Annotated in this window: 24 protein-coding genes; 13 read left to right on the top strand and 11 right to left on the bottom strand. The window is 39.5% G+C overall.

Going from position 1 to position 23628, the window contains the following annotated elements; translation table 11 throughout:
• Positions 1-59: 59 nt before the first annotated feature.
• Positions 60-1916 (bottom strand): ArnT family glycosyltransferase, encoded by a 1857-nt coding sequence (locus tag PL11201_RS23880; protein WP_079681345.1) that lies wholly within the window; start codon positions 1914-1916, stop codon positions 60-62.
• Positions 1917-2270: 354 nt separating this feature from the next.
• A complete protein-coding gene (locus PL11201_RS23875) occupies positions 2271-2843 on the bottom strand; it encodes a hypothetical protein (protein ID WP_079681344.1) in 573 nt (190 codons plus the stop codon).
• Positions 2844-2897: 54 nt separating this feature from the next.
• Between PL11201_RS23875 and PL11201_RS23870 the strand changes: the two genes are divergently transcribed.
• The 4 genes from PL11201_RS23870 (at position 2898) to PL11201_RS23855 (ending at position 5488) form a co-directional block, all read left to right on the top strand.
• Positions 2898-3230 (top strand): DUF565 domain-containing protein, encoded by a 333-nt coding sequence (locus PL11201_RS23870; protein ID WP_079681343.1) that lies wholly within the window; start codon positions 2898-2900, stop codon positions 3228-3230.
• Positions 3231-3262: 32 nt separating this feature from the next.
• Complete coding sequence (locus PL11201_RS23865) at positions 3263-4297, top strand: glycerate kinase (RefSeq protein WP_079681342.1); 1035 nt, start codon at positions 3263-3265, stop codon at positions 4295-4297.
• Between the two features lie 122 nt (positions 4298-4419).
• On the top strand, positions 4420-4938 hold the full coding sequence (locus tag PL11201_RS23860; protein ID WP_079681341.1) for an ARC6/PARC6 family protein: 519 nt from the start codon (positions 4420-4422) through the stop codon (positions 4936-4938).
• A gap of 40 nt (positions 4939-4978) precedes the next feature.
• Positions 4979-5488 carry a DUF29 family protein gene (locus tag PL11201_RS23855; RefSeq protein ID WP_079681340.1) on the top strand — a complete coding sequence of 170 codons (510 nt, stop codon included), beginning with the start codon at positions 4979-4981 and terminating at the stop codon, positions 5486-5488.
• A gap of 111 nt (positions 5489-5599) precedes the next feature.
• Here PL11201_RS23855 and pdhA read toward each other — a convergent pair whose 3' ends face one another.
• The 3 genes from pdhA to PL11201_RS23840 all read right to left on the bottom strand — a co-directional run bounded on the left by pdhA (position 5600) and on the right by PL11201_RS23840 (position 9249).
• On the bottom strand, positions 5600-6631 hold the full coding sequence (pdhA, locus tag PL11201_RS23850) for a pyruvate dehydrogenase (acetyl-transferring) E1 component subunit alpha (protein ID WP_079681339.1): 1032 nt from the start codon (positions 6629-6631) through the stop codon (positions 5600-5602).
• 652 nt (positions 6632-7283) lie between these two features.
• Positions 7284-8468 (bottom strand): GNAT family N-acetyltransferase, encoded by a 1185-nt coding sequence (locus tag PL11201_RS23845; protein WP_079681338.1) that lies wholly within the window; start codon positions 8466-8468, stop codon positions 7284-7286.
• A gap of 79 nt (positions 8469-8547) precedes the next feature.
• The gene (locus tag PL11201_RS23840; RefSeq protein ID WP_079681337.1) at positions 8548-9249 is read right to left on the bottom strand and encodes a RibD family protein; all 702 of its coding nucleotides are present in this window, start codon (positions 9247-9249) and stop codon (positions 8548-8550) included.
• 212 nt (positions 9250-9461) lie between these two features.
• Here PL11201_RS23840 and PL11201_RS23835 point away from each other — a divergent pair, with 212 nt between their 5' ends.
• Entirely contained in the window at positions 9462-9695 is a 234-nt protein-coding gene (locus tag PL11201_RS23835) for a hypothetical protein (protein ID WP_079681336.1), read from the top strand.
• A gap of 22 nt (positions 9696-9717) precedes the next feature.
• On the opposite strand, the gene PL11201_RS23830 is transcribed toward PL11201_RS23835, so the two are convergent.
• From PL11201_RS23830 to PL11201_RS23820, 3 genes are all read right to left on the bottom strand, one after another.
• Positions 9718-11655, bottom strand: a complete 1938-nt coding sequence (locus tag PL11201_RS23830; protein ID WP_079681335.1) for a tetratricopeptide repeat protein — start codon at positions 11653-11655, stop codon at positions 9718-9720.
• 155 nt (positions 11656-11810) lie between these two features.
• Entirely contained in the window at positions 11811-12683 is an 873-nt protein-coding gene (locus PL11201_RS23825; protein ID WP_079681334.1) for a 6-carboxytetrahydropterin synthase, read from the bottom strand.
• A gap of 97 nt (positions 12684-12780) precedes the next feature.
• On the bottom strand, positions 12781-14145 hold the full coding sequence (locus tag PL11201_RS23820; protein WP_200816859.1) for an NB-ARC domain-containing protein: 1365 nt from the start codon (positions 14143-14145) through the stop codon (positions 12781-12783).
• Between the two features lie 198 nt (positions 14146-14343).
• Here PL11201_RS23820 and PL11201_RS23815 point away from each other — a divergent pair, with 198 nt between their 5' ends.
• Positions 14344-14769 carry an FG-GAP repeat domain-containing protein gene (locus PL11201_RS23815; RefSeq protein WP_079681333.1) on the top strand — a complete coding sequence of 142 codons (426 nt, stop codon included), beginning with the start codon at positions 14344-14346 and terminating at the stop codon, positions 14767-14769.
• Positions 14770-15034: 265 nt separating this feature from the next.
• Here the strand turns inward: PL11201_RS23815 and PL11201_RS23810 are convergent, their stop codons facing one another.
• Both PL11201_RS23810 and PL11201_RS23805 read right to left on the bottom strand, forming a co-directional pair.
• Positions 15035-15628: a Uma2 family endonuclease gene (locus tag PL11201_RS23810; RefSeq protein WP_079681332.1), complete on the bottom strand. Its 594-nt coding sequence runs from the start codon at positions 15626-15628 to the stop codon at positions 15035-15037.
• Positions 15629-15681: 53 nt separating this feature from the next.
• Positions 15682-16362, bottom strand: coding sequence for a J domain-containing protein (locus PL11201_RS23805; protein WP_079681331.1), 681 nt, complete (start codon positions 16360-16362; stop codon positions 15682-15684).
• A gap of 145 nt (positions 16363-16507) precedes the next feature.
• On the opposite strand from PL11201_RS23805, the gene PL11201_RS23800 reads away from it, so the two are divergent.
• The 7 genes from PL11201_RS23800 to PL11201_RS23770 all read left to right on the top strand — a co-directional run bounded on the left by PL11201_RS23800 (position 16508) and on the right by PL11201_RS23770 (position 22693).
• Positions 16508-17329, top strand: coding sequence for a DNA/RNA non-specific endonuclease (locus PL11201_RS23800; RefSeq protein ID WP_079681330.1), 822 nt, complete (start codon positions 16508-16510; stop codon positions 17327-17329).
• A gap of 197 nt (positions 17330-17526) precedes the next feature.
• On the top strand, positions 17527-18258 hold the full coding sequence (locus PL11201_RS23795) for an SIMPL domain-containing protein (protein WP_079681329.1): 732 nt from the start codon (positions 17527-17529) through the stop codon (positions 18256-18258).
• A gap of 147 nt (positions 18259-18405) precedes the next feature.
• On the top strand, positions 18406-19557 hold the full coding sequence (carA, locus tag PL11201_RS23790; protein ID WP_079681328.1) for a glutamine-hydrolyzing carbamoyl-phosphate synthase small subunit: 1152 nt from the start codon (positions 18406-18408) through the stop codon (positions 19555-19557).
• A gap of 105 nt (positions 19558-19662) precedes the next feature.
• On the top strand, positions 19663-20028 hold the full coding sequence (locus PL11201_RS23785) for an STAS domain-containing protein (protein ID WP_079681327.1): 366 nt from the start codon (positions 19663-19665) through the stop codon (positions 20026-20028).
• Positions 20029-20161: 133 nt separating this feature from the next.
• Positions 20162-20557: a Mini-ribonuclease 3 gene (locus PL11201_RS23780; RefSeq protein ID WP_079681326.1), complete on the top strand. Its 396-nt coding sequence runs from the start codon at positions 20162-20164 to the stop codon at positions 20555-20557.
• 286 nt (positions 20558-20843) lie between these two features.
• Positions 20844-22208: a 23S rRNA (guanosine(2251)-2'-O)-methyltransferase RlmB gene (gene rlmB, locus PL11201_RS26950; RefSeq protein WP_079681325.1), complete on the top strand. Its 1365-nt coding sequence runs from the start codon at positions 20844-20846 to the stop codon at positions 22206-22208.
• Positions 22209-22468: 260 nt separating this feature from the next.
• Positions 22469-22693, top strand: a complete 225-nt coding sequence (locus PL11201_RS23770) for a DUF1816 domain-containing protein (RefSeq protein WP_079681324.1) — start codon at positions 22469-22471, stop codon at positions 22691-22693.
• A gap of 26 nt (positions 22694-22719) precedes the next feature.
• On the opposite strand, the gene PL11201_RS23765 is transcribed toward PL11201_RS23770, so the two are convergent.
• Positions 22720-23550, bottom strand: a complete 831-nt coding sequence (locus PL11201_RS23765) for an alpha/beta fold hydrolase (protein WP_234996825.1) — start codon at positions 23548-23550, stop codon at positions 22720-22722.
• Positions 23551-23628: the final 78 nt, after the last annotated feature.

Genomic DNA, 23628 nt, shown 5'->3' with positions numbered 1-23628 from the left:
TTTCTGTTCAAAAGCCGATTAGATTTCCATAGTTCAGTTTAGGACAATTAGGTACCGAATTAGGTTTTATGAACACGAATGAGTTGATAAGCACCCGCTTGATCTACAATTTGATATTGATCAGGTTTTAATCCTAGATCAATTAATTCTTGGGGATGTGCCAAAATCAAAAGAGTTTGAGGCGAAGACTTTTGTACCAATGGGTTATGAATGTAGGCCATAGTATCCCAGGGTTCAGGATGGTATTTAACTCGATATTGAGTATAAAAAACTAAACTGGGTTTTTTGAAACCAATCATAATTAATTCTTCCCCTAATTTTCGCTGTTGTACGACGGTTTGGGCTAGGTGTCGTAAGGGTTCTTGTCGATGTTGATCGAGTAAACTATAGGTGGGAGTCACCGCCCAAATAAAAAAACTAATAAACCCTAAAATATTAACTATAAAAATGGATGAAATTCGACCTTTCCACCAACTTAGGGCGATTCCCAATGTTGTGATAGCCCAAATTAAAGCCGATATATTTGGAATTCCAGAGGCTTGTAAATCCCCTCTAAAATCCGGCATATCTGCATCATATCCAATTAAATTTTTACTAAAATAACTTCCGATAGAGGCGATAAAAACAAATACAATATTAATCAAAATAGAAGTATTTGTGAAATTAAATTTATTTTTTTTAAATCTATTTTTAGAGATAATATTTTTATTCCAAAATAAAGATACTAATAAAACTGAGGCAGGAATCAGGGGCAAAATATAACTAGGAAGTTTAGTAACCGCTAGGGTGAAAAACAGAAAAACTCCACTGAACCAAAAAATAGCAAATAATTGGAGTTGTTCAATTCGAGTTTGATGTTGCCAATAGCGACGTTTCCAAAATTTTGTGGAAGCGATCGCCAGGGGTAAATAGACAGAAAATGGAGCAAACCCGACTAAAACCACAATAAAATAGAAATACCAAGGTGCAGAATGGTGATTTACAACGGTGGTAAATCGTTGAAAATTATGATAACCAAAAAAAGAGTTAATATAGTTTTGACCATTAACTAAAATTACTAAAATATACCAAGGAATTGTAATCACCAAAAAAATTAAACTTCCCTTCAATAACCCCATTTCTTTTAAAACTTGGCGCCATTCCCCCAAATAAATTAAAAATGAACCAATAATTAAAATCGGTAAAACAATCCCCACCGGGCCTTTTGTCAAAACAGCTAAAGCGGTTAAAATATAAAAAGCCAAATACCAAATCTGAGAAGAATTCCAACCAGGAGGTAAATCTTCCCCTTCCTGCAATTCTGACTTGGCATATCCCAGAAAAAAAGCTAATAATGCCGAACCCAAACACCCGGTTAATAACATATCCGAAACCCCAATTCTTGCCCAAGCCAGAATTCCCGGATTAAATGCGATTAATACAGCCCCCATCCAAGGTAAAGGATGTAAAACAATCTTTCTAAAATCGGGTTGAGTCCATGGAGAAATAAAATCTTGTTTTTGATCATCTTTTATGGGATAAAATTGGGTTTGTTGGACGTAATAACTTAAAGTATAAAATCCTAAACAGACGAGAAAAAAACCAGAAAATGCCGAAGGAAGACGGACTCCCCATTCATTCACCCCAACTATCTGATAGGAAATTGCCATTAACCAATAAATTAATGGGGGCTTATCGAAACGGGTTTCTTCATTAAAATAGGGAGTAATCCAATCCCCAGTTACCAACATTTGACGGGAGGCTTCCGCAAACAGGGGTTCTGTTTCATCCAGTAAACCCGCAGTTCCTAAGTTCCAAAAAAAAGCCAGGAAACCGATTAAACCTAAACCTAAAATAAAAACTAGCCAAGGGAATATAGGAGTTTTGATCAGAGATGAAAAAAGGGTGGGAGTCTTTCGATTTGAACTTGATTTCATTGGCTAAAAATGCAGATATTAACGATTGAGATATTGACAGTTTACTGTTGATGTGTTAATTAACTAACACTGAAGTCAATATATCAATTAGTTATTATCGTACACGGGAGCAAGAATACCCACATCATTAGGAAGATTGCTGCCTGAGTCAATTCGATCCCACAAAAAAAATAAAAAAATACAAAATTTGTGGTATCATGGGCCTGGTCACTGACCCACCGACTGTTTCGGAACAGACAGGCTAAACACAACAGAAGTAGGCTTTTTGCCTTGCCGCAGATAGAACGGAGTTCGGGAAGGAGATGGATCACTGGTACAAAAAACGAATCCACATTCATCTCCACAATTATTTCTTCATGGGGTCGGTTTAATCACCAATTCCCATTCCTGGTCTTGGGGATTCCAAGCCGGAAGGGAGGTTTCCCCGACAATATAAGGCCCCCAGTAATAGCGAGAACCATCAGGAGCAAAAACCACCAAGATATCACCGGATTTGAGGATTAAATCTTCTTGGGGAAGGGATAAAATCAAACCCTCCCTGCTGCCCTCGGCTGGGGCAAAATCCCAGTGGACAGGTTCTGTGATATTCGGGGCTGAACGACTGAGTAGGGCCACACGCACCGGATGTTCCGTCAGGTTACTGACTCGAAATGACCCTTGGTGATAGCTTTTTGACAGTGGAGGCAAAGACAGTTTTGGAGGAATTATCCCGGGGCTCAGAGACAGGGTTCTAGTCGGGACAGAAGGTCTGGGAACAGAGGGTTCAGCAAAAGTGGACGAGGAAGCCGAAACCGACACAACCTCCGCTTCCGGGGATTTGCGCTGGGTTGACAGGATACAATAGCGAAATAGGAATTGCCTTAAACTAATTAAAGTTAATAAAATTATTCCAGTAATTAGAAAGGCTGGATAAAGTTTAGCTTTCATAATCTTTTGCTTTAAATTAGATCATTAATCCCACTACAATTCACATTCTGTTTTATGCAAAATACCCGTCTCAATCGACTTTTCAATGTAATTAATGCCCAGGTAGGGCGATTGTTAATGAATCCTTGGCGACGGATTTCGCTGCTAATCATTAGTCTGCTGTTTGGGATCTTCCTCGCACTGGGCATTGTCGCAGTAACTGGACAAAAGGCGCGCTTGGATGTGACGGTGGCTTTAGTGGTATCTATCCTGGTTGAAGGAATAAACTGGTTGGCATACAGTAGTTCCCCCCGTTTGCGACAATCTTTTTGGGTAGAAAACCTAAATGCCCTCAAAATTGGTTTGAGTTATGGGTTATTTTTATTAGCCTCAATGTTAGGTTCATAATAAAAATTCATTGAATAGAATTAGAACGGTCTATGATTGAAATTCTCAAAGCTTGGAGAAATGGACAAAAACCCCATTCCTCAGATTTAAAAGTTTTAGAACAATGGGAACTGTCTGATCATCAACGTTCAAATGCCTTTGGAATTACACCGGAAAATGTTAGGGTGAGGATAGAAGCCCGATCCCGTCTATTCTGTCAACTTCAACAGAAAAAGATTGAGTTTCCTCTGTTATTTGAACAGCTAGAAACCCTATGGAAATTTTGGCTACCCTTAGCAACCCAACTGGCTGAACATCGCCGACAGTTAGGTCGTCCTCTGGTTCAGGGAATATTAGGAGGGCAAGGCACGGGAAAAACAACCCTAGGGAAAGTCTTAACTTACATTCTGTCTCTTTTTCACTATGACACACTTAGCTTATCCTTAGATGATCTCTATAAAACTTATTCAGAACGTCAACAGTTACAAAAGGCTGATCCGCGTTTAATTTGGCGAGGGCCACCAGGAACCCATGATCTGGAATTGGGAATCCAGGTTTTAGAACAATTACGTCAACCCTTGCCCGATCAAACCATCGCTATTCCTCGGTTTGATAAGTCCTTATGGCAGGGGGCAGGCGATCGCATTTCCCCCGAATTCGTTACCGGAATTGATGTTATTTTATTTGAAGGTTGGTTTGTAGGCTGTAGACCAATTGATCCCCAACTGTTTGATTTTGCCCCGATTCCAATTATTACTCCCTTGGATCAACAATTTGCTCGGGACATGAATCAACAGTTAAATGAATATATTCCATTATGGGAAAAATTGGATCGGTTACTAATTTTAAATCCTGTAGATTATCGCTTATCAAAACAGTGGCGAATCCAAGCCGAACATGATATGATTGACACAGGAAAATCGGGGATGACCGATGGAGAAATTAGTCAATTTGTTGATTATTTCTGGAAAGCCTTACATCCCGAATTATTTATAAACTCCTTAATGGAAAATCCTGGATTTGTAGATTTAATTACAGACATTAATCCCGATCATTCTATCGGGAATGTTTATCAGGTTAATCTATGATTACCTCCGAGATTAGATCCCCCTAAATCTCCCTTTCCAATGAGGATTATGCAGATTAACACAAATTAAAATCCGTGAAATCCGTGAAATCCTCTTAAATCCGTGATCCCTATTTACCTATTATGAAAACAACTCTATTGACCTTAACTTTCATTTTCTCCTTTGGTATTAGTCAAATAGTTGAAGCCCAAACCCCCATCAAAAATCAACCCGTGGGTTTAGACTATTCGCCTATTGTGAATCAAATCACTCAAAATACCGAAACAATAACCATTGGAAAAGCCGCCGATTTAATCACTCAATGGTTGAATTCCAAATCCAAAATTTTTGCCTCCCCCTTTGACCGGGCACTGCTCGGAGATTTAACTACGGGTGTATTATATGCCGATAGCTTAAAAGGGATTAATTATTTACAGGAAAATAATGCTTATTATCAATATGGAGTCCAGAAAGTTGAATCCGTAGAACGATTTGCAGCATCGGGAAATAAAGCTACCATAGAAGTTAAAGTTACCGAAGATACAACCCTATACAAAAATGGAAAAATTATTGAAAGTAGCTTTAATACCAAATTAGTGCGTTATAATTTAGAATATTGGGATGGAATTTGGAAAATTGCCAACTCTCAAGTTATGAGTTAAAAAGTTTTAAAAATAACAACCACATTTGCAAAAATTCACTATGGTACAAGAACTGATTGATTTAAGAAATTGCATCGAAGCACAACGCTATGACCAAGCGTTAATGATTATTGATGAATTGGAAGGAATGGGAAAACAAGCTATTTTACGCAATATTCAGTCTTATTTACTTAGACTGTTGATTCATTTAATTAAAAATCAAATTGAACAAAGATTAACCAATTCTTGGGCCGCTTCTATCCGAGGTTCTATTAGAGAAATCCAAAAACTTAATCTTAAAGATAATAAAAAATCCTATTATATTCAACAAGATGAATGGCAAACTTGGTTAGAAGATAGCTTGGAAGATGCCATTCGAGATGCCAGTGTTGAAGTCATGAATGGAACCTATACCCCGTTTAAATTATCAGAAATAGTAGAACGAGATTCAATTTTAATGAAATCTCAAAGTTTACTCGATTTAACCTATCGTTATCCGGCTAAAGAATTAGCTGCTCAAGTTGATCAAACCTTAATAGAATTACCTGGAGGCACCGCTTGGAAAAATTAATAATCTGATAAAAAAGGCGGGTTTAGTACAATCAATAATTGCTATTATAAATTTTTTTAACCCGCCCCTACAGAAATAATATGCCGTTTTAATTCCTGATTCTATAGTTTATTAATCATCGGCATAAATATAACGGTATAACTCTTTCGGATCAGGTTCCGGGCTGCTTTGGGCAAATTCTACCGCATCATCAATAATGGCTTGAACTTGCTGATCAATAGCTTTCAATTCCTCCGGGGTTGCCAAATTGTGTTCCGTTAAATGGGCGGCAAATTTTTTAATTGGATCACGGGCAAACCAGAATTCCTTCTCCTCTTTATCGCGTAATTCATCGGGATCAGCCAAAGAATGTCCCCGAAAACGATAGGTTAAAGCTTCCACTAAAGTTGGGCCTTCACCCGCCCGGGCACGAGCAACAGCCTTTTTCGCCACTTCCCTAACCGCCAAAACATCCATCCCATCAACTTCATACCCCGGCATTCCAAAAGCTGGGCCTTTTTTGTAGATTTCCGGGTCAGAGGTTGCCCGGTCATGGGCCATCCCGATCGCCCATTTATTATTCTCTACCACATAAATAATCGGCAAATTCCATAATGCCGCCATATTCAAACATTCATAGAATTGGCCGTTATTGCAGGCCCCATCGCCAAAAAAGCACATCGTTACCTGATCCGCATTCGGATCATTCATCGCTTCCCTGCGGTATTTGGTTTGAAAAGCCGCACCTGTAGCCACCGGAATTCCCTCAGCAACAAAGGCAAACCCCCCTAATAAATTATGGGCTGAGGAAAATAGGTGCATTGAGCCGCCCCGACCCTTAGAACAGCCCGTAGCCTTACCAAATAATTCCGCCATGACTTCCCGGGGTGGAACCCCCGCACTCAAAGCATGAACGTGATCCCGATAGGTACTACAAACATAATCCTCATCCCGGCGACCCGCCCGGATCATCCCCGTGGCTACGGCTTCTTGACCGTTGTACAGGTGGACAAAACCAAACATTTTGCCCCGATAATACATCTCGGCACATTTATCTTCAAATAGCCGCCCCAGCACCATATCCTCATACAGCATTAACCCTTCATCACGGGTTACAGCATTTGCATCCGCCTTAAACGTCGGTAACGTGCGTTCCTGTACCATTTTTTCCAATTACCTGTACCAATTTGAGATTCTATTTTACAGGTTGGGGGCGGGTTTATTGAGATTTCTGTTAATTAACAAAGTTTCTCCTATTACCAAATCCCCATATCGTAGGGGCGGGTTCGAGACCATCTCTGCCACCCCTCCCAAATCTTGATAAACCCGTCCCGAAGGCGATCGCAAAAACCCAATAAACCCGGTTTCTAATTAAGTTAAGTGGGCGATTTTATTGAGATTTCTGTTAATTAACAAAGTTTCTCCTATTATTAAATCCCCATATCGTAGGGGCGGGTTCGAGACCATCTCCGCCACCCCACCCAAATCTTGATAAACCCGCCCCGAAGGCGATGGTAAAAACCCAAGAAACCCGGTTTCTAATTAAGTTAAGAGGGCGAGTTTATTGAGATTTCTGTTAATTAACAAAGTTTCTCCTATTATTAAATCCCCCTATCGTAGGGGCGGGTTCGAGACCATCTCCGCCACCCCACCCAAATCTTGATAAACCCGCCCCGAAGGCGATGGTAAAAACCCAAGAAACCCGGTTTCTAATTAAGTTAAGTGGGCGGGTTTATTAGAATTTCTGCTAATTGACAAATTTTGACGCGAACCCGCCCCTACGGTTGGGGTAATATTAAAATAATTAGGGAATTTGTCAATCTGATTTATCATTATTAAAAGGTAAATCCTGATTAACATGATCAATTTCCTGTTGTTCCATCTCGTTAATTCGTCCGATATAAGACTTTAAAATCTGAGCTAAACGTTGATCATAGAATCGATGCAAACTATAATTCGGTGTGGCGGGAAAACCGCGACGTTTTTTATGTCGTCCCCCTGCCCCCGGATCAAATAGAGAAATTTTGTTTTCAATTGCCCATTCAATGGGAGAATAATAACAAGCATCAAAATGTAAACAATCAATATCCTGAACACTTCCCCAATAGCGACCATATAAACGATCGCCTTTGGTTAAACAAAATGACATTCCCATGGGTTGATGTTGGGTGGTATCATCAAACGCCGCAACAAATAACACCCGATGCCGATAATTATGATGTAATTGTTCAAAAAACCTGCGGGTTAAATATTTACTTCCCCACCAACCAAACTTATCACAGGTACTGGCATAAAACTGATACATTTCCGAAAAAAAGGCTTTTGGAATTTGATCTCCTGTGTAGGTTTGTAAGTTTAATCCGGCTTGGGTAACGGCTTTGCGTTCCCGTTTAATATTGCGTCTCTGATTAGCATTAAACCCTTTTAAATAATCATCAAAACTTTCATATTCTTGATTTTTCCAAATATAACTATGGTGTAACCAAGAGGCAAACCCAAATTTTTCTAACATCGGTTTCCACTCAGGATCAACATAGAGAAAATTGCAGCCAGAAATTTTATTTTCAATGCAAAATTGATCAATGGAATGTACCATTAACCCCGTAATTTCTTCTTCATCTTCCCCTGGCGCGATCAGAAATCGATAACCTTCGGCGGGGGTAAACGGTGACATTCCTAATAGTTTGGGATAATATTGAATCCCTAATTGATGGGCCACATCCGCCCATTGATTATCAAAGACAAATTCCCCGCGACTATGCCCTTTTACATATAAAGGCGCAATTCCCACCAATTGTTGATCCCGCCATACGGTTAAATGATGGGGTAACCAACCCGTGCGTCCGGTGGCACTTCCCGAGGATTCAATATTATGTAACCAATCCCATTCAAAAAAGGGTGTGATTAAGGGTTGGGCCAGGGCATCCCAAGCCGTTTGAGGGACTTCGGCAACCGTATTAATCCAACGGGTGGAATAGGCGGAAGTTAAGGGTTTTACCATATTGTTTCAAAAATGATCAGCGACGCATTCTTCAATATTTAGGGTAATCGAATTTTTACAAAAATGGGAAAGGACAGGATTATCGGTCAGTTAATACTTGATAATGTAAAAATACTTCTTGTCCCAGGGTTTTTACCTCCAATAATTGCAAACGAGGAGCCACGGAGGATAAAAAGCCCTCCCCATCGGCGGGGGTGGGAGAATTTTTACCACTTAAAATTAAGGGACAAATGGTTAACCAGAATTGATCAATTAGGTTTTGTTTTAAGAGGGAAGCCACCAGTTGACCTCCTCCTAATATTCCTAACTTATTTAAGCCTAATTTTTGCAATTGCTCAAAAGCCATACTCCAGTTAATTTGATGATGATTATTATCGGCAATAATTATATTTTCAAACCCTGGGGTATTATGCCATAATTTTTGACCCTGATTTGTGGTTAGTAACCAATGGGGAACAGATTGTTGAAAAAAACGTAAATTCGGATTAATTTTTCCTGAAGCAGACACCACTATTTGTATGGGTTGAGGAGGTTTTCCGTGCTGTTTTCGGTGTTTTAATAATTGAGGAGAATTAATTTTGATAGTGGTTTGATAGGCGTTTAATGTTCCCGCACCGAATAAAACCCCATCCATTTGTGCCACTTGTTTTTCTAAATGTAGTTTATCTTGTTCTGAACCAAAACGGGCGGGCGATCGCATTTCATCGGAAATTTTACCATCCGCACTCATCGCTAAAATAACCGTGGTTTGAGGTCGGTTAACTACGGGTTGAGGAGTCATAAATTAAATTCGCCATCAACAACATACACCCACTGTATGATTTTTCGTGATGTTGTGATCAAAATCACTTCAAAATCTGCCTGATCTCACCTCTAATCTTTGATCTGATCCATCAATTTACTAGATCAAATTCACAGAATATCAAGATTTTTAGCACAAAGTTTTTAAAATTATCCAACACAATTAAAGGTAATAACCACCCTGTTAAACCTATGGAAACTCAATCTAAACCGATCTGTGATACTCCTTGTCGTCAAACTCTACAATCCCGTTTTAACCCCCGTTTAACTCAATGGAATTCCCCAGTTAAACCCAAAACCGTTGACCCTCTGGAAGTTTATTTTTCTATTTTAAAAAATATGATTTTGACCCGAGAAACCTTACCTCTAAATTCTTTAAAGCCAGCTAGATTTAAAGCTCGATTGAGTTACTTAAATTTAATTTAGGTTAAGGGATAAAAGCACCAGATTAACCAACCAAATGATTTTTGGTACTTCTCAATTCTTTTTGAATAGAAATCGCTTTTCCCAAGGAGGAAATTGCTTCAGGATATTGTTTTAACTTCGACAATAAAGAACCTCGATAACGCCAGGTTTCCGCATCATCAGACTGACAAGAAAGCGCCGCATCATAGGAAGCTAAGGCTTCAGGATATTGCTCTAATTTTTCTAAACAGACCCCTTTAGATCGCCAGGATTCTGATGAATCGGGTTTTAAATTAATCGCTTGTTCATACAGGGCGATCGCTTCTGAATATTGTTGTAATTTAACTAAAATTTCTCCACATTCAAAACAAGTTTCATAACTATCGGGTTTAATTGTTATGGCTTTTTTGTAGGACTCTAAGGCTTCTTGATTTTGGTTGAGTTTTCCTAAAATATTACCTTGAATTTTGAATAATTCAAAGTTATTAGGATTTAAAGTTAAGGCTTTTTCTAAGGATTGTAAGGCTTCTTGATAACGTTGTAAAGCGGATAAAGCATTGGCTTGATTTAACCATAATTCTGATTTATTGGGATTCAGTTTAATCGCTTGTTCATAGGAAGCGATCGCTTCTTCATATCGTTCTAACTTTGCTAAAACGTTCCCCCGATTATGCAGGGTTTCATATTTATCAGGAGCAATTTCTAAAGCTTTATTATAGGATTCTAAGGCTTCATCAAACCGTTTGAATTTTCTCAATAATGCCCCACGATTGTGCCAAGATTCATAGTCATTGGGTTTAATTTTAATCGCTTGGTCATAGGATTCAATTGCTTCTGTATACCGTTGTAACCGCACTAAAATATTGCCTCGGTTGTACCAAGTTTCATATTTTTGGGGTTGTAAACTCACACATTGATCATAGTCTGATAACGCTTCTTGATAACGTTGTAATTTAACTAAAACACCCGCTTTTTTATACCAGGCTTGATCTAAATTAGCATTAGCTTCAATTGCTTTTTCTAATAACTTTAAAGCCTCGTTAAACTTAGCTTCTAAAATTAACGATTCGGCTTTTTTCAAATAATCATCAGCAATCATTGACTCCGAACCAGGCTCAGATTTATCAACCTTAGCTACTGGAGAAATTACTAATTTTTCCGGTTCAGAAGATTTTAATAATCCATTGAGAGAAATCGATTTTTTTGTTTCTATCGGTTTCTGTTGTAATTCTTTTAAAGACTCCTCTTTGATCTCTTGCACCTCAGAAATCATGGCTTGTAACCGGAATACAAATTGGGATTTAAGGGTTTCTACTTGTTCAATAGACGCTTTAGATAGTTTGGCTTCTCGGGTTAAAAAATTAATGGATTCTTGAGCAGTTTCTATTTGTATTTCTAATTCTTTAATTAACTGTTGATAACGCTGTTTAGAGGCTTTTAATTGTGATTCTAAATTATCAATCCGGTTCAACTGCTTTTGAGCTTGAGCTACAATCTCTTTAACGATTAAGCGACGAACTAACCAAAAGAATAAAATCGTGACACTGGGGATTAATGTGGCGACAATTAATAAAGTATTCAGTAAGGTAATCGTTTGACTAAATTCATAATTTAACGCAGAAGCCGGACTAATTTGGGCGACAGAAATGGGGGTTGTGATGGCACTTTGGGCTTTCCCCTGACCCATTTTAACTAATTTTGCTAACCAAGTTTGATCCAGAACATTAGTCATCGATAAGGATACAACTTCTGTTGAGGAATATTCCGCATCACTAAAAGACGGACTGCCGATCATTTCCGGCATACTGACTGCTAAACTAGGAGCTAATGCAATAATTTCGACCGCATCGGATGGCTGACCCAACTCGGAAGCATTGGGGAGAGGACTTGTGTTTTGTTCGGGAATGGAACTCGCTTCAACACAGGATTCTTGAGCAACAAGGGCTGCTAAGGTTAAAAGGGTAACTGTCGATAACCGCATAAGTGTCAACTCGTTTAGGGGGAGTGCTGTTCTATCTTACGAATTGACACCGCGTGATCAGGATTTTGCAGCAGAAACCGGGTTTCTAAACTAGATCTATTGATTTTAGTAATAGACTAATGCAGAAACCCGGTTTCTAATTTTGTTTCTAATTTTTAAACCTGAGCTAAAACAGGCTGTTGAATTTGAGCAAGGCTAGACTCAGATTCCGTATTTGTACAATACACTTCACAGGAATTATTCGGGCTTTCAATCAGTTTGATTTTATGCAATTGTGCCCCTAAATCTTGAATCGGTTTTTGCAATAAATCTCGGATATGAACCGCAATATTTTCCGCCGTTGGTACAACTTTAGAAAAGTAGGGAATATCTTTATTTAAAAACGTATGATCAAAGGGTTCGACAACATAATCATCAATCACTCTTTGTAACCCTTCTAAGTCTACAATCATCCCCGTCCGAGGATCAACTTCCCCTTTAACTGTTACTTCTAAATGGTAATTATGACCATGACCGTTAGGACGGGCGCATTTGCCATAAATTTCGCAATTGTCCTCAAAACTGAGGTCAGGATGGGCCAGCCGATGGGCGGCGCTAAAATGGGTACTAATAGTTAGATAGGCTTCCATGTCGTTTCCTTGATAGTCTGCCCAGAGTTCGGGGTGTTCAAATAGCTGAATATTGGTGAGGGGAAGATGGGGGGCCAACCGATGCCAAATCGCCTGGGCCAGAGCTTCCGTGGTGGGTAAGGTTTGCTGAAATTCCGGCCAAACATCATTCAGGTAGGAAAAGTCTAAATGGTTGGTGACTTCCCGTTTCAAGGTGTGTTTGACGTCGGACAGGTTTAAGACCATGCCATATTCATCAAGTTCTCCGACCATGGACACATACAAAATATAGTTATGTCCATGTCCAGGGGCGCGAGATGTGGGGCCAAACCGCTTTAAGTTCTCGGTGGCACTCAATTCGGGCAACCAATACCGATGACTGGCGGAAAATTGCGCCCGACGGGTGATCACGCATTCCATAAAATCTGAGCCAGAGGGATGTTGTTAAGTTATATAAACTTAATTTTAAGCTTTTTTGATGATAATTTCAACTTTGATTTAATAAAAACCTGCACTGTCAATCATTCCGGTCTGTGATGTATTGTCTGATAACAGCAGGTAAACAATGAAAATGGTCTTGCTTTTCTAGCCAACACCTTCTTAATAGAGATTGTAGGGCGTTGAATAAATCTGAGGAATTAATTTGTCTCCTTTGCAAAAGTTGGGCTAAATTTACGGGTTGCTCATCCTGAACTAATTCTAATAGAACTTGTTTTTCCAGAGGAGATAAACGATTAAATTGCTGTTGTAAATTATCCTTTAAACTTTGGGGTAAAAAAATAGTATTATTTTCAATAATTTTATCCCCAAAATCTTCCATTTCTGGGATAAAATTTGCTATTATATTTAACCATAATGGATTACCTTGATAGTGATGAATCCTGGGGGTTAATTTTTCATATTCTCCCAATTCTTGTTCTGGAAAAAACTCTGCTATAGCTTTTGTTTCTAATCCTCTAATGGTTAGGGTTTTAAATTTAGGATTTGAGCTTCTGATTTCAGCTAATTCTATGGGTTGTTCCCAACCGATGAGCAGAAAACAACTTTGATGAGATAATTCTTCTATCTGTTTGAATAAATAGCGAAATTCTTCATATTCTGGTTGATATTGTCCTGCTAGTTGATTACTACAAAACAGGCAATGAATATTATCAATAACAACTAAACAGCGATGCTTCTGTAAATATTTAATGGGTTTGAAACGCTTTCCATTTTTGGCGATTAATTCACTTTCTGTTTTTGGGTAAAATAATTCTATTAATTCGGCTTGAAATTCAGTAAAAGTTGAGGCGTGATCTAAATTGTACCAAAGAATATATTCAAAATCATGTTTTATTTCTTGTATAAGTTTTACCGCAAGTTGGGTTTTTCCAATACCACTGATACCAGTAATAGTAATCAGGCGACAACGTTCTTGTAAAATCCAGGTTTGTAGGGTTTCAAGTTCGGAAGTGCGATTATAAAAAACACCTAATCCTGGCATTTCACTTAATTTGTGATTTTCAGTTGGTGATTGTTGATAATCTGAATTTGAGCTAGGTATATCTGGCGGTTGTCTTGTTTTTTCACAAAAATTAATACTACCAGCTTGAACATGATCTTGTACAACATTTGAAAATAGAGAGACTTGAAACCTCTGCATGACTGATCTTAAATTCGATTTATTAACTTCTTCTCCTAAAGATTCGGAAAAAATATGCCATAACTTTGATCCAATATCTCTAACATAGCTTTCGTTGCAATGAAAGTCTTCCGCAATTTTTTCATAAGTCTCTCCTTGTATAGTTCCCCGTACAACTTTTTCCTGTAAGTCATTAAGGTGCTGACCTGTTTTAGCAAATACCAGATCATCAGTCAGTTTCAACATTTCGTCAAAAGTCATACAGTATAGCAGATTTTATGATTATTCCTATTATACTAAACAATTACCAACAATTGCCAACATTTTCCAAATACAAAGATTAAAAACACCAACAAAACAGCTTACAAAATAATACTTTTTACGAATAGACAGACTCTAATTATATAGGATAATATAATAGTAAGACTTATAAATAATAGTCTTTGAGGTAGTAAATACATGAAAAATAAAAGCCAAAAAATATTTCTGATTATATTAGGAATAAGCTCAATATTTGTGATGAAATCATCTCTAGCAGCACCACTGGGTTCAGATAGAGGATATGTAGAGCTTCCTAACTGGATGGCTGATGTAAATGCAGACGGCAAACCAGATTTTTGTCGTTTTGTTGGTAACGAAGGAAAAGTTTTCTTATCTTGTCAGTTAGGAACTAATGATGGTTTCCACCCTAATCAGTATACGTTTAATACTATAGCAGGAGTTGACAAAGGATATAATGATATGCCGAGATGGATGGAAGATGTCAATGGAGATGCAAGGGCTGATTTTTGTCGGTGGGTTGGTAATCAGCCGAACATTTATGAGTCCTGTCTATTAGCAGGTCAGAGAGGTTTTACTACAAGCGAATTTCGTCTTAATCAATAATGATTAATTGGAATATTCAGTTGGATGAAATCAACCCAACAAACCCGATTTATTAAAGAAATTGGGTTTATTTCTATAATAGAATACTGCGATCGCCTTGGAGCATAAAAATACTTCAATTATCCGATTATCCTGTAGGGGCGAGGCGCGCCTCGCCCCTACCATGAATATGAACCGACTTCCTGCAATGTTTTGATATCTTCTTGAAATTTAGCTACATCATAATGAACATAAAGACGCCGATCAGCTTTAATATTTCTATATTTTAACCGATGTTCCAAATTTCTTGTAAATCTAATACAAACCCCGGGAGCACATCTTCCCCCGATATATTAACTGGAGATTGTAAAATTTCCACTTCTTTCCCGAAACGATAGATTTCTACACGCTGATTTTGAGGGTCTATTAACCAACCCAGTTGAGTCCCATTTTCCAGATACTCTTGCATTTTGTTTCTTAGGGTTTTGAGAGTATCTGTTTCTGAACGTAATTCAATCATAAAATCTGGACATAGAGGCAGAAATTTCTTTTTTTGTTCAGGAGTTAACCCATTCCATCGTTCCAGTTTAACCCAAGATAAATCCGGCGCTCGATCTGCACCATTGGGTAGTTTAAAACCTGTTGAAGAATCAAAAGCTAATCCCAGTTTAGTTTGTTTATTCCAAATTGCTAATTCTCCAGCTAGGTTAAAGTTACGGTTTCCGGTTTCACCCCCTGTTGGTGACATGATAATTAATTCTCCTGTTGCTGATCGCTCAAATTTATAGTATCGGTTATTTTGACAAAGTTGAAAATACTGTTCATCGGTTAAGTCGATTTGCAATTCCAGGGGATTAGGTAAAGAAATTATTGTATCCATAACGGTTGCAATAGTCTCAAAATATATGTTCAATTATAACACCTTTTTAGTTATTAGGAAATCTTTTTCATTTCTTCCTGGGCTTCTCGACGGGAACCGGATGCCATTCTAAACATTTCTTGTCCCGTATGTAGGGAAGAATAATCATAATTCAGAGTAAAGGTTTCTAATTCATTCAGTCCATCTTCTACATGATTTAGGGTATAATAAATATGGGCAGCAACTCCGGCAACGGGGGAGGGATTTCGTCGAGAACGAAAGAGGGTTTGAGCTTGACTTAGCAAGTTTTTACAAAGTTCAATATAGGCTTGAAACTCCTCCATTAATTGATCGTCAAAGGGATCGGCTGATAATTTGTTGACTTCCGATTTTAGGGGTTTTAAAATTTGATTGATAGAACGATTAATGGGTTTATAAACTTTATCAATCCAAATCGTTAATTCTGCATCGGCTTCGGTTGCTTGTTTTTTAATCTTGGAAACAAAGGGTTTTACGGAGTCGAAATCGGGATTTTTGTCTAAACCGAGTTCTCGATCATGGGACTGACGTTTTTTTGGATCACTTAATATTTCATAAGCCGCATTAATCTGAATAATTTGGTTGTGATCCGCCGATTGATTTTGACTATCAGGATGGAAGACTTTTGCTAATCGACGATAAGCTTGTTTGATTTCTGCGGCTGTGGCTGCGGGGTTAACTTGTAAGGTACTGTAGTAATTTTTGAGCGTAGTCATACCGATTTATCGATTAATTAGGGATTCCTATAACATGGTTTTCAGACCCTATTCATTGTAGCGCGATCGCGATTGATAATGGCTAGTATTTTTTTTCTGGGCTATGGATTATTATTAATAGTATGAATTATGGTTTAGGGTTAATATGAAATTAAGTAAAGTATCAGGGTTGAATATCTTACGCTATTTGGGTATTGGGTTTGCTGTTTTCCTGACTTTAACCGGATGTCAAACTCTATTTAAACCGCCAACAGCATCGGAGATTCATCTGAAACTGGGAAACCCGAGTCGAGCAACGGCTGACCCTGAAAATCCCACTAATTTTCTAATCGAAAAACCTGAATTTGTTCTTTCTTATAATAGCCAAACCGGAACAGCAAATTGGGTCAGTTGGCAACTTAATTCATCTTGGTTAGGAACAGTAAAACGTCAAAATAATTTAAGACCTGATCCGAGTTTACCCCCAGGTTGGTATCAAGTCAAACCTAATGATTATCGGGGTACAGGTTATGATCGGGGTCATTTAGTTCCATCGGGCGATCGCACCAAAAACCTTGACCAGAATAGCACAACTTTTCTCATGACTAATATTATTCCCCAAGCCCCAGCATTAAATCGTGGGATTTGGAGCGATTTAGAACAGGACTGTCGAGAATTGCTAGAAAAAGGCAAGGAATTATATATAATTACTGGCGGTGAAGGTAAACTAAAAACCATTGCTAAAGGTAAAGTAACTGTTCCGAAATGGAATTGGAAAATTATTGTTATTTTAGATAAACCCAATCAGAAGATTACGGAAAATACCCGTATTATTGCGGTGAGAATCCCCAACTCTAATTCCTTAAAAAATAACTGGCAAGATTATCGAGTTTCCGTCGATGAAATTGAAACACATACAGGATTAGATTTTTTAACAAATATTCCTAAGAATATTCAAGACAAACTAGAGAGCTTAACTGATGACTGATTTCTGGTACGGGCGGGTTCTTTTAGATATTGGTTAATCACCTAAATCTTGATGAACCCGCCCCTACAGATGACTGTTCATCCCGAATCTTGGAATAATAGAGCGAAATCGAAGAATAGCCGGGATAAAAACAACTTCTGTATCAGTCATAATATCCTGATGGCTATACCCCTTTCGTACTTGAGAGAACGTCTACAATGTCTTTAACTCAATCTTCTTCAATCAATCCCTGGAGTCTAATTACCGCCTTATCCTTAAGTTTAGGATTAGTGAGTATTCCCTTAATTGCTCCCGTTTTCGCCCAGGAGCAACGGGTAAGAACCCTGACGGTTAGTGGTCAAGGAGTAGTTACCATTCCCACCACCCAAACCCAAGTACAGTTAGGGGTGGAAGTTTTAGGGAAAACCGCCGAGGAAGTTCAAACGGAAGCCGCAAAACGGACAGCCTCGGTGATAGAATTACTGCGATCGCGCAATGTTGAGAAACTCGAAACCACCGGAATTCGCCTCAACCCCACCTACAGTTATGCCAACGATCAACAACGATTAACCGGATATTCCGCCACCAATACCGTCAGTTTCAAATTAAACACCGAAAAAGTCGGAAGTCTGCTTGATGATGCCGTCAAAGCCGGAGCAACCCGCATTGACGGGATTAGTTTCATTGCCTCCGATACCGAAATTAACGTCGCCCAACAACAGGCTTTAAAACTTGCCACCCAAGAGGCCGAAAGTCAGGCTAACGCCGTATTAAGCGCCTTGAATTTAACCAGTAGAGAAATTATCGGAATTCAAGTCAATAATGCCAGCGCCCCCGTCCCCATGCCCGTAATGTATCGAGCCGATGCCGTAGCAGCAGCCCCAGCCACTCCCGTTGTAGGTGGAGAACAGCAAGTTAGAGCCTCTGTCACCTTGCAAATTAGTTATTAGGTAGTCGGATATTGAAGAAGTTAAACAGGTTCAATTCCCCATTCCCCATTCCCCATTCCCTAAAGTCATGTAATCACAACACCAGGACAAGATCCATTCGTCAGTCTGGAATAATATTGAGGTGATTCCAGATTCAAGGTAGATCAAATGTCCCTGACCTCTGCACAACCCGCTTTACTTGTTCTTGCTGATGGAACCACCTATACGGGCTGGTCATTCGGCGCTCCGGGAACCGTGATTGGAGAAGTTGTCTTTAATACGGGTATGACCGGATATCAAGAAGTATTGACCGATCCTAGCTATTGTGGACAAATTGTTACCTTTACCTATCCCGAGTTGGGCAATACTGGGGTTAATCCTGAAGATGAAGAATCTATCCATCCCCAGGTTCGGGGGGCGATCGCCCGTAATATCTGTCACCGTCCCAGTAATTGGCGTTCCACTCAGTCCCTACCTGACTATTTAAAACAGCACCATATCCCCGGTATTTATGGGATTGATACCCGCGCCCTAACTCGCAAAATTCGTACCGTTGGGGCGATAAATGGGGCGATTTCCACGGAAATTTTAGATCCTGGCGAACTCAGAACTTTAGTGGAACAAGCCCCTAGTATGGCTGGGTTAAACCTGGTTAAAGAAGTCACCACCAAAAAAACCTATGAATGGCTCGAACCCACGGACAGTGCTTGGGAATTTAATAATTCTGCCACCGGAGATCAAGAACCCCGCTATACCGTCGTCGCCTTAGATTTTGGGGTGAAACGCAATATTCTGCGACGGTTAGCTAGTTATGGCTGTCGGGTGATTGTGGTTCCAGCGAGTACCTCCCCAGAGGAGATTCTTAAATATAATCCCGATGGTATCTTCCTATCTAATGGCCCTGGTGATCCCGCCGCCGTTACCGAAGGCATCGCCACCACAAAAGAGTTAGTCAAGGCGGAAAAACCCGTATTTGGGATTTGTATGGGCCATCAAATTTTAGGTCTCTCCCTAGGGGCTGAAACCTTTAAGCTCAAATTCGGCCATCGTGGGTTAAATCAACCCGCAGGTCTGGCACAGCAACAAGTGGAAATTACCAGTCAAAATCATGGGTTTGCTATTGATCCCGATACCCTAGCCTCAGATGTCCAAATTACCCACCTGAATCTGAATGATCGCACCGTTGCGGGCTTGAAACACAAAACTTTACCTCTGTTTTCGGTTCAATATCACCCCGAAGCCAGTCCTGGCCCCCATGACGCTGACTATCTGTTTGAGCGTTTTGTTCAAGCTATGCGGCAACAGCAAGAACAAAATTAAAATCCTTTCTCCCTCCTAACTCAGTAGACAATTCCTTGAAAAGCCCTTATACTAGATCGGCGATGTCAAGCTTTATGTAGTTAGGAGGGTATCATTTCTGAGAAACTGAATTTAACCGTGAGCCTACGCGGTACAAGGTATGTCCAAGACAACTATCAGATCTTTCGGCTAACTGGATTGATGGATGCTTTCTCAGAAGGCACTTTTACGAAGGTGGTTAGTAATTATATAGAAAAAGGCCCCAAGCACATTATATTGGATCTCTCTCAGATAGATTTTGTAGACAGTTCGGGATTAGGGGCGCTCGTGCAGCTTGTGAAAAGAGCTCAACAGAGCGACGATGGAACTTTACAGATTGTTTCCAATCCTCGTGTAACTCAAACTGTTAAACTGGTTCGCTTGGAAAAGTTTCTCTCTTTACAGCCATCTGTAGAAGATGCGATAGAAAACATCAAAAACGCCCAGATGTGAACATCAATTGGGTAGTGCCACCCTTGATAAGGTGAGGTTACTCAGTCAGTGGGATAAGGGTGGAAAAATCTTTACGACGACTTTTTAATGACTAACGAGTTAATCTGTTGGTTAGTCTCTACCTCTGGATCAAATGCTCGATCAAAGCCTATCACCAGAACAGGTTCAACGGATTTCTCCTGCGTCTTGGGCCTATTTAGGAGATGCCGTTTATGAACTCTACATTCGTAGTTTTTATCTGATGCCCCCAAAGCGATCGCATTTGTATCATCAGTTAGTCGTGTCTCAAGTTCGCGCCGAAAGTCAAGCTCGTCACTTGCGATCGCTAGAACCTCACCTTACCGAAACGGAATTAGAAGTTTTAAAACGGGGTCGAAATGCTGCTTTTAGTTATCCCAAAAGGCTCGATCCCCAAACTTACCAGCAAGCCACCAGTTTAGAAGCATTATTCGGGTATTTGTATTTAACGAATCCGCAACGTTTAGAGGAATTGTTTAATTATCTTGAGCTTGATTCTAAAGATTGTTGATTTTTGACTGTTGGCTCCTCAATGACGCGGGGAAAACCTGTCAAATTTAGTCGAAAACTCCTAATTACAGCCTAGATCCGATCCCCCCTAACCCCCCTTAAAAAGGGGGGAAGTGGATTTTCAAAGTCCCCCTTTATTAAGGAAACGGATTTTCAAAGTCCCCCTTTTTAAGGGGGATTTAGGGGGATCAAATATAGAACAAAAACAGGGGTTTTAGGCGGTCGTTAACGTCAATTGATCAAGCCCCTATCTCTACAACCATCTATTTCCTATCTCGCTAATTATTATGCCAAAGTTTAGTAGTTCCAATTCTCCATCGAAATCTTCTAAAAAACCATCGACTCGCTCTAAGTTTAATTCTAAATCTGGAGAACGAGATAACAGCAAACCTTCTCGATTTGCCGATGATAGAAAACCTTCTCGATTTGCCGATGACAGAAAACCTTCTCGATTTGCCGATGACAGAAAACCTTCTCGATTTGCCGATGACAGAAAACCTTCTCGATTTGCCGATGACAGAAAACCGTCTCGATTTGCCGATGACAGAAAACCGTCTCGATTTGCCGATGACAGAAAACCGTCTCGATTCTCCGATGACAGAAAACCGTCTCGATTCTCCGATGACAGAAAACCGTCTCGATTTGTCGATGACAGAAAATCCTACCGATTTTCTGATGAGCAATCCGACAACTATCGAAAATTTTCAGACGAAAGAAAGCAATCTTTTTCTCCTTCCCAACCAGAAGAAAGAACAAGAGAAAAACCTAGCCGATTCTCGGATCAACACCAACCTAGACAACATCAAAATTATTTACCTTATCCCCAAAAAAGTCAACGAATTATTGAAGATGTCAAACCAGAATTTGTTGATGAATATATCGAATCCTTAGATGTTGAAAATGAATTAATTTATGGACGACGTACTGTTCAAGCTGCTTTAGAAAATGAGCGAGCGCTAAGTCGAATTTGGGTTGTTTCCCAACTCAAATCCGATCCCCGATTTTTCAAGTTATTGCAAGAAGCAAAAGCCAACGGTGCGATTCTGGATGAAGTCACTTATCAGCGCTTAGATCAACTCACCCAAGGCGCTAATCATCAAGGTGTGGCCGCTCAAGTTTCTCCCTATAGTTATAAAGATCTGAGTGAGTTAATCGAAAGTGCCCAAACCGCAAGTGTTCAACCCGTAATTCTGGTTGCCGATGGGATTCATGATCCCCACAATTTAGGTGCTATCATTCGGACAGCAGAAGCCATTGGAGCGCAGGGTCTGATTATACCCCAACGTCGGGCTGTGGGTATTACCTCAACGGTGATGAAAGTTGCCGCTGGTGCATTGGAAACTTTCCCCGTCGCCAGAGTGGTTAATCTGAGTCGGGCTTTAGAAGACCTCAAAGCCGCTGGATTTTGGATTTATGGCACTTCATCTACCGCCCAACAATCCTTACCGACTGTGGCGTTTAATGGTGCGATCGCCCTAGTTGTTGGGAATGAAGGGGAAGGTTTGAGTCATTTAATTGAACAAAACTGTGATGTTTTAGTTTCAATTCCCCTATCGGGAGAAACCGCCAGTTTAAATGTTTCCGTAGCAACGGGAATGGCGCTGTATGAAATTTATCGTCAAAGACAATTTCCTGCACCTGATTTGAGTTAAAAAAAGTATAAACGGATGCTTTAGGGTTGGAATTGTTTAAATAAACCATTCAATAACAACCCTATGGAATTCGAGCTTCATAAATACAGAGTTTTCAGATCAGTTACATCTAAAAAATTTAACTTTTCCCTGGAAACTCTCTCGCCTATTCTGAGCAATTAAAATATTTGTTTAATCTAAAATTCATTGATAAGGGTTGATTTTTGCAGATAAAGACTTTGCTCAGTTTATTGAAAAAATCAAGATCATTGATAGTGAATATGAAAGAAATTCTGATTAGCCTACTCAACGTTTTTGGATTTGCTTTCTGGGTAGAAATTCTGACAGAAACTCCAAACTGTACCTACTATTTCGGGCCATTTATCAGTCAACAAGAGGCTCGAACTTCTCAATTTGGTTATCTCGAAGACCTAGAAGCAGAACACGCACAAGGAATTAAAGTTAAAATTAAACGGTGTAAACCCAATATCCTAACCATTGCATAAATAATAAGACAGTTTGTTGTTGCGCTTTAGCGCTCCGAGTAGGGGCGATCGCCTAACGATAATTCAGCGATCCAATGATCAATATCTGTCAGCACTGTTTGAGGAATTTCCCAAGGGAATAAATGGGCGGTATTCGGGTAACAATAAAACTGGGAATTGGGTAATAATTGCGCCGTTTCTTGACTGGATGCGGCGGTAATATGGCGATCGCATTCTCCCGCTAAAACCAAAGTCGGACAGTGAATTTGTTGTAAGTATTCTAAGCGATTATAACCTAATCTCAAAGATTCATTTAAGGCTTGAGTGGCAAACCCAGAAGTTTGTATAAAAGCTGGAATTGCCTCTTTTGCTAAATAGTGGTAGGCAATAGAATTATGTTGTTGAATTAAATAGCGAAATAGCGATCGCTTTCCCAAAGTTTCAATATTCCATCGCCAACTCGGGAATACCCAATTAATAATTCCGGCTAAACCCGTATAAATATAATCTAAGTTAGAAATTTGAGGATGATTTCCCCTCGGTTTTGCCGCAGAAGCAATTAAGATTAAACCTTTAACTTTTTCGGGAAATTTTAGGGCTAATTCTAAGGCTAAAATTCCCCCTAATGACCATCCCAAAACCAGACATTGATCAATATTAAAGTCTTGAAAAATTGTTTCTAAATCCTGCAAATGATCCCCCATTTCAAACCGTTGACGGGTGCGACTTTTTCCATAACCTCTTAAATCCGGTGTGAGGGTAAGATACCGTTGCGAAAAACGGTTAGTAAAAACAGACATACACTGACTCGAACCCGGATGTCCATGTAAACAAATAATCGGAAATCCTTGACCTTGAATTTGGGTATTTAACCGCAATTGCTAACCTCGTGAATTTAGATCGGTCGTCAACTACCTACACTTTAACCTGCAAGCAGCATTCAGGCTTTTGTAACA

The sequence above is a fragment of the Planktothrix sp. PCC 11201 genome (assembly GCF_900009135.1).
GTDB lineage: Bacteria > Cyanobacteriota > Cyanobacteriia > Cyanobacteriales > Microcoleaceae > Planktothrix.
The sequence above is the reverse complement of the archived record's forward strand: the minus strand, read 5'-3'. Positions and strand labels throughout refer to the sequence as shown.

Excerpts from the sequence above, each read along its gene's own strand:
- PL11201_RS23880 (WP_079681345.1), bottom strand. The coding sequence starts at position 1,916 with ATGAAATCAAGTTCAAATCGAAAGACTCCCACCCTTTTTTCATCTCTG.
- PL11201_RS23875 (WP_079681344.1), bottom strand. The coding sequence starts at position 2,843 with ATGAAAGCTAAACTTTATCCAGCCTTTCTAATTACTGGAATAATTTTA.
- PL11201_RS23870 (WP_079681343.1), top strand. The coding sequence starts at position 2,898 with ATGCAAAATACCCGTCTCAATCGACTTTTCAATGTAATTAATGCCCAG.
- PL11201_RS23865 (WP_079681342.1), top strand. The coding sequence starts at position 3,263 with ATGATTGAAATTCTCAAAGCTTGGAGAAATGGACAAAAACCCCATTCC.
- PL11201_RS23860 (WP_079681341.1), top strand. The coding sequence starts at position 4,420 with ATGAAAACAACTCTATTGACCTTAACTTTCATTTTCTCCTTTGGTATT.
- PL11201_RS23855 (WP_079681340.1), top strand. The coding sequence starts at position 4,979 with ATGGTACAAGAACTGATTGATTTAAGAAATTGCATCGAAGCACAACGC.
- pdhA (WP_079681339.1), bottom strand. The coding sequence starts at position 6,631 with ATGGTACAGGAACGCACGTTACCGACGTTTAAGGCGGATGCAAATGCT.
- PL11201_RS23845 (WP_079681338.1), bottom strand. The coding sequence starts at position 8,468 with ATGGTAAAACCCTTAACTTCCGCCTATTCCACCCGTTGGATTAATACG.
- PL11201_RS23840 (WP_079681337.1), bottom strand. The coding sequence starts at position 9,249 with ATGACTCCTCAACCCGTAGTTAACCGACCTCAAACCACGGTTATTTTA.
- PL11201_RS23835 (WP_079681336.1), top strand. The coding sequence starts at position 9,462 with ATGGAAACTCAATCTAAACCGATCTGTGATACTCCTTGTCGTCAAACT.
- PL11201_RS23830 (WP_079681335.1), bottom strand. The coding sequence starts at position 11,655 with ATGCGGTTATCGACAGTTACCCTTTTAACCTTAGCAGCCCTTGTTGCT.
- PL11201_RS23825 (WP_079681334.1), bottom strand. The coding sequence starts at position 12,683 with ATGGAATGCGTGATCACCCGTCGGGCGCAATTTTCCGCCAGTCATCGG.
- PL11201_RS23820 (WP_200816859.1), bottom strand. The coding sequence starts at position 14,145 with ATGACTTTTGACGAAATGTTGAAACTGACTGATGATCTGGTATTTGCT.
- PL11201_RS23815 (WP_079681333.1), top strand. The coding sequence starts at position 14,344 with ATGAAAAATAAAAGCCAAAAAATATTTCTGATTATATTAGGAATAAGC.
- PL11201_RS23810 (WP_079681332.1), bottom strand. The coding sequence starts at position 15,628 with ATGGATACAATAATTTCTTTACCTAATCCCCTGGAATTGCAAATCGAC.
- PL11201_RS23805 (WP_079681331.1), bottom strand. The coding sequence starts at position 16,362 with ATGACTACGCTCAAAAATTACTACAGTACCTTACAAGTTAACCCCGCA.
- PL11201_RS23800 (WP_079681330.1), top strand. The coding sequence starts at position 16,508 with ATGAAATTAAGTAAAGTATCAGGGTTGAATATCTTACGCTATTTGGGT.
- PL11201_RS23795 (WP_079681329.1), top strand. The coding sequence starts at position 17,527 with ATGTCTTTAACTCAATCTTCTTCAATCAATCCCTGGAGTCTAATTACC.
- carA (WP_079681328.1), top strand. The coding sequence starts at position 18,406 with ATGTCCCTGACCTCTGCACAACCCGCTTTACTTGTTCTTGCTGATGGA.
- PL11201_RS23780 (WP_079681326.1), top strand. The coding sequence starts at position 20,162 with ATGCTCGATCAAAGCCTATCACCAGAACAGGTTCAACGGATTTCTCCT.
- rlmB (WP_079681325.1), top strand. The coding sequence starts at position 20,844 with ATGCCAAAGTTTAGTAGTTCCAATTCTCCATCGAAATCTTCTAAAAAA.
- PL11201_RS23770 (WP_079681324.1), top strand. The coding sequence starts at position 22,469 with ATGAAAGAAATTCTGATTAGCCTACTCAACGTTTTTGGATTTGCTTTC.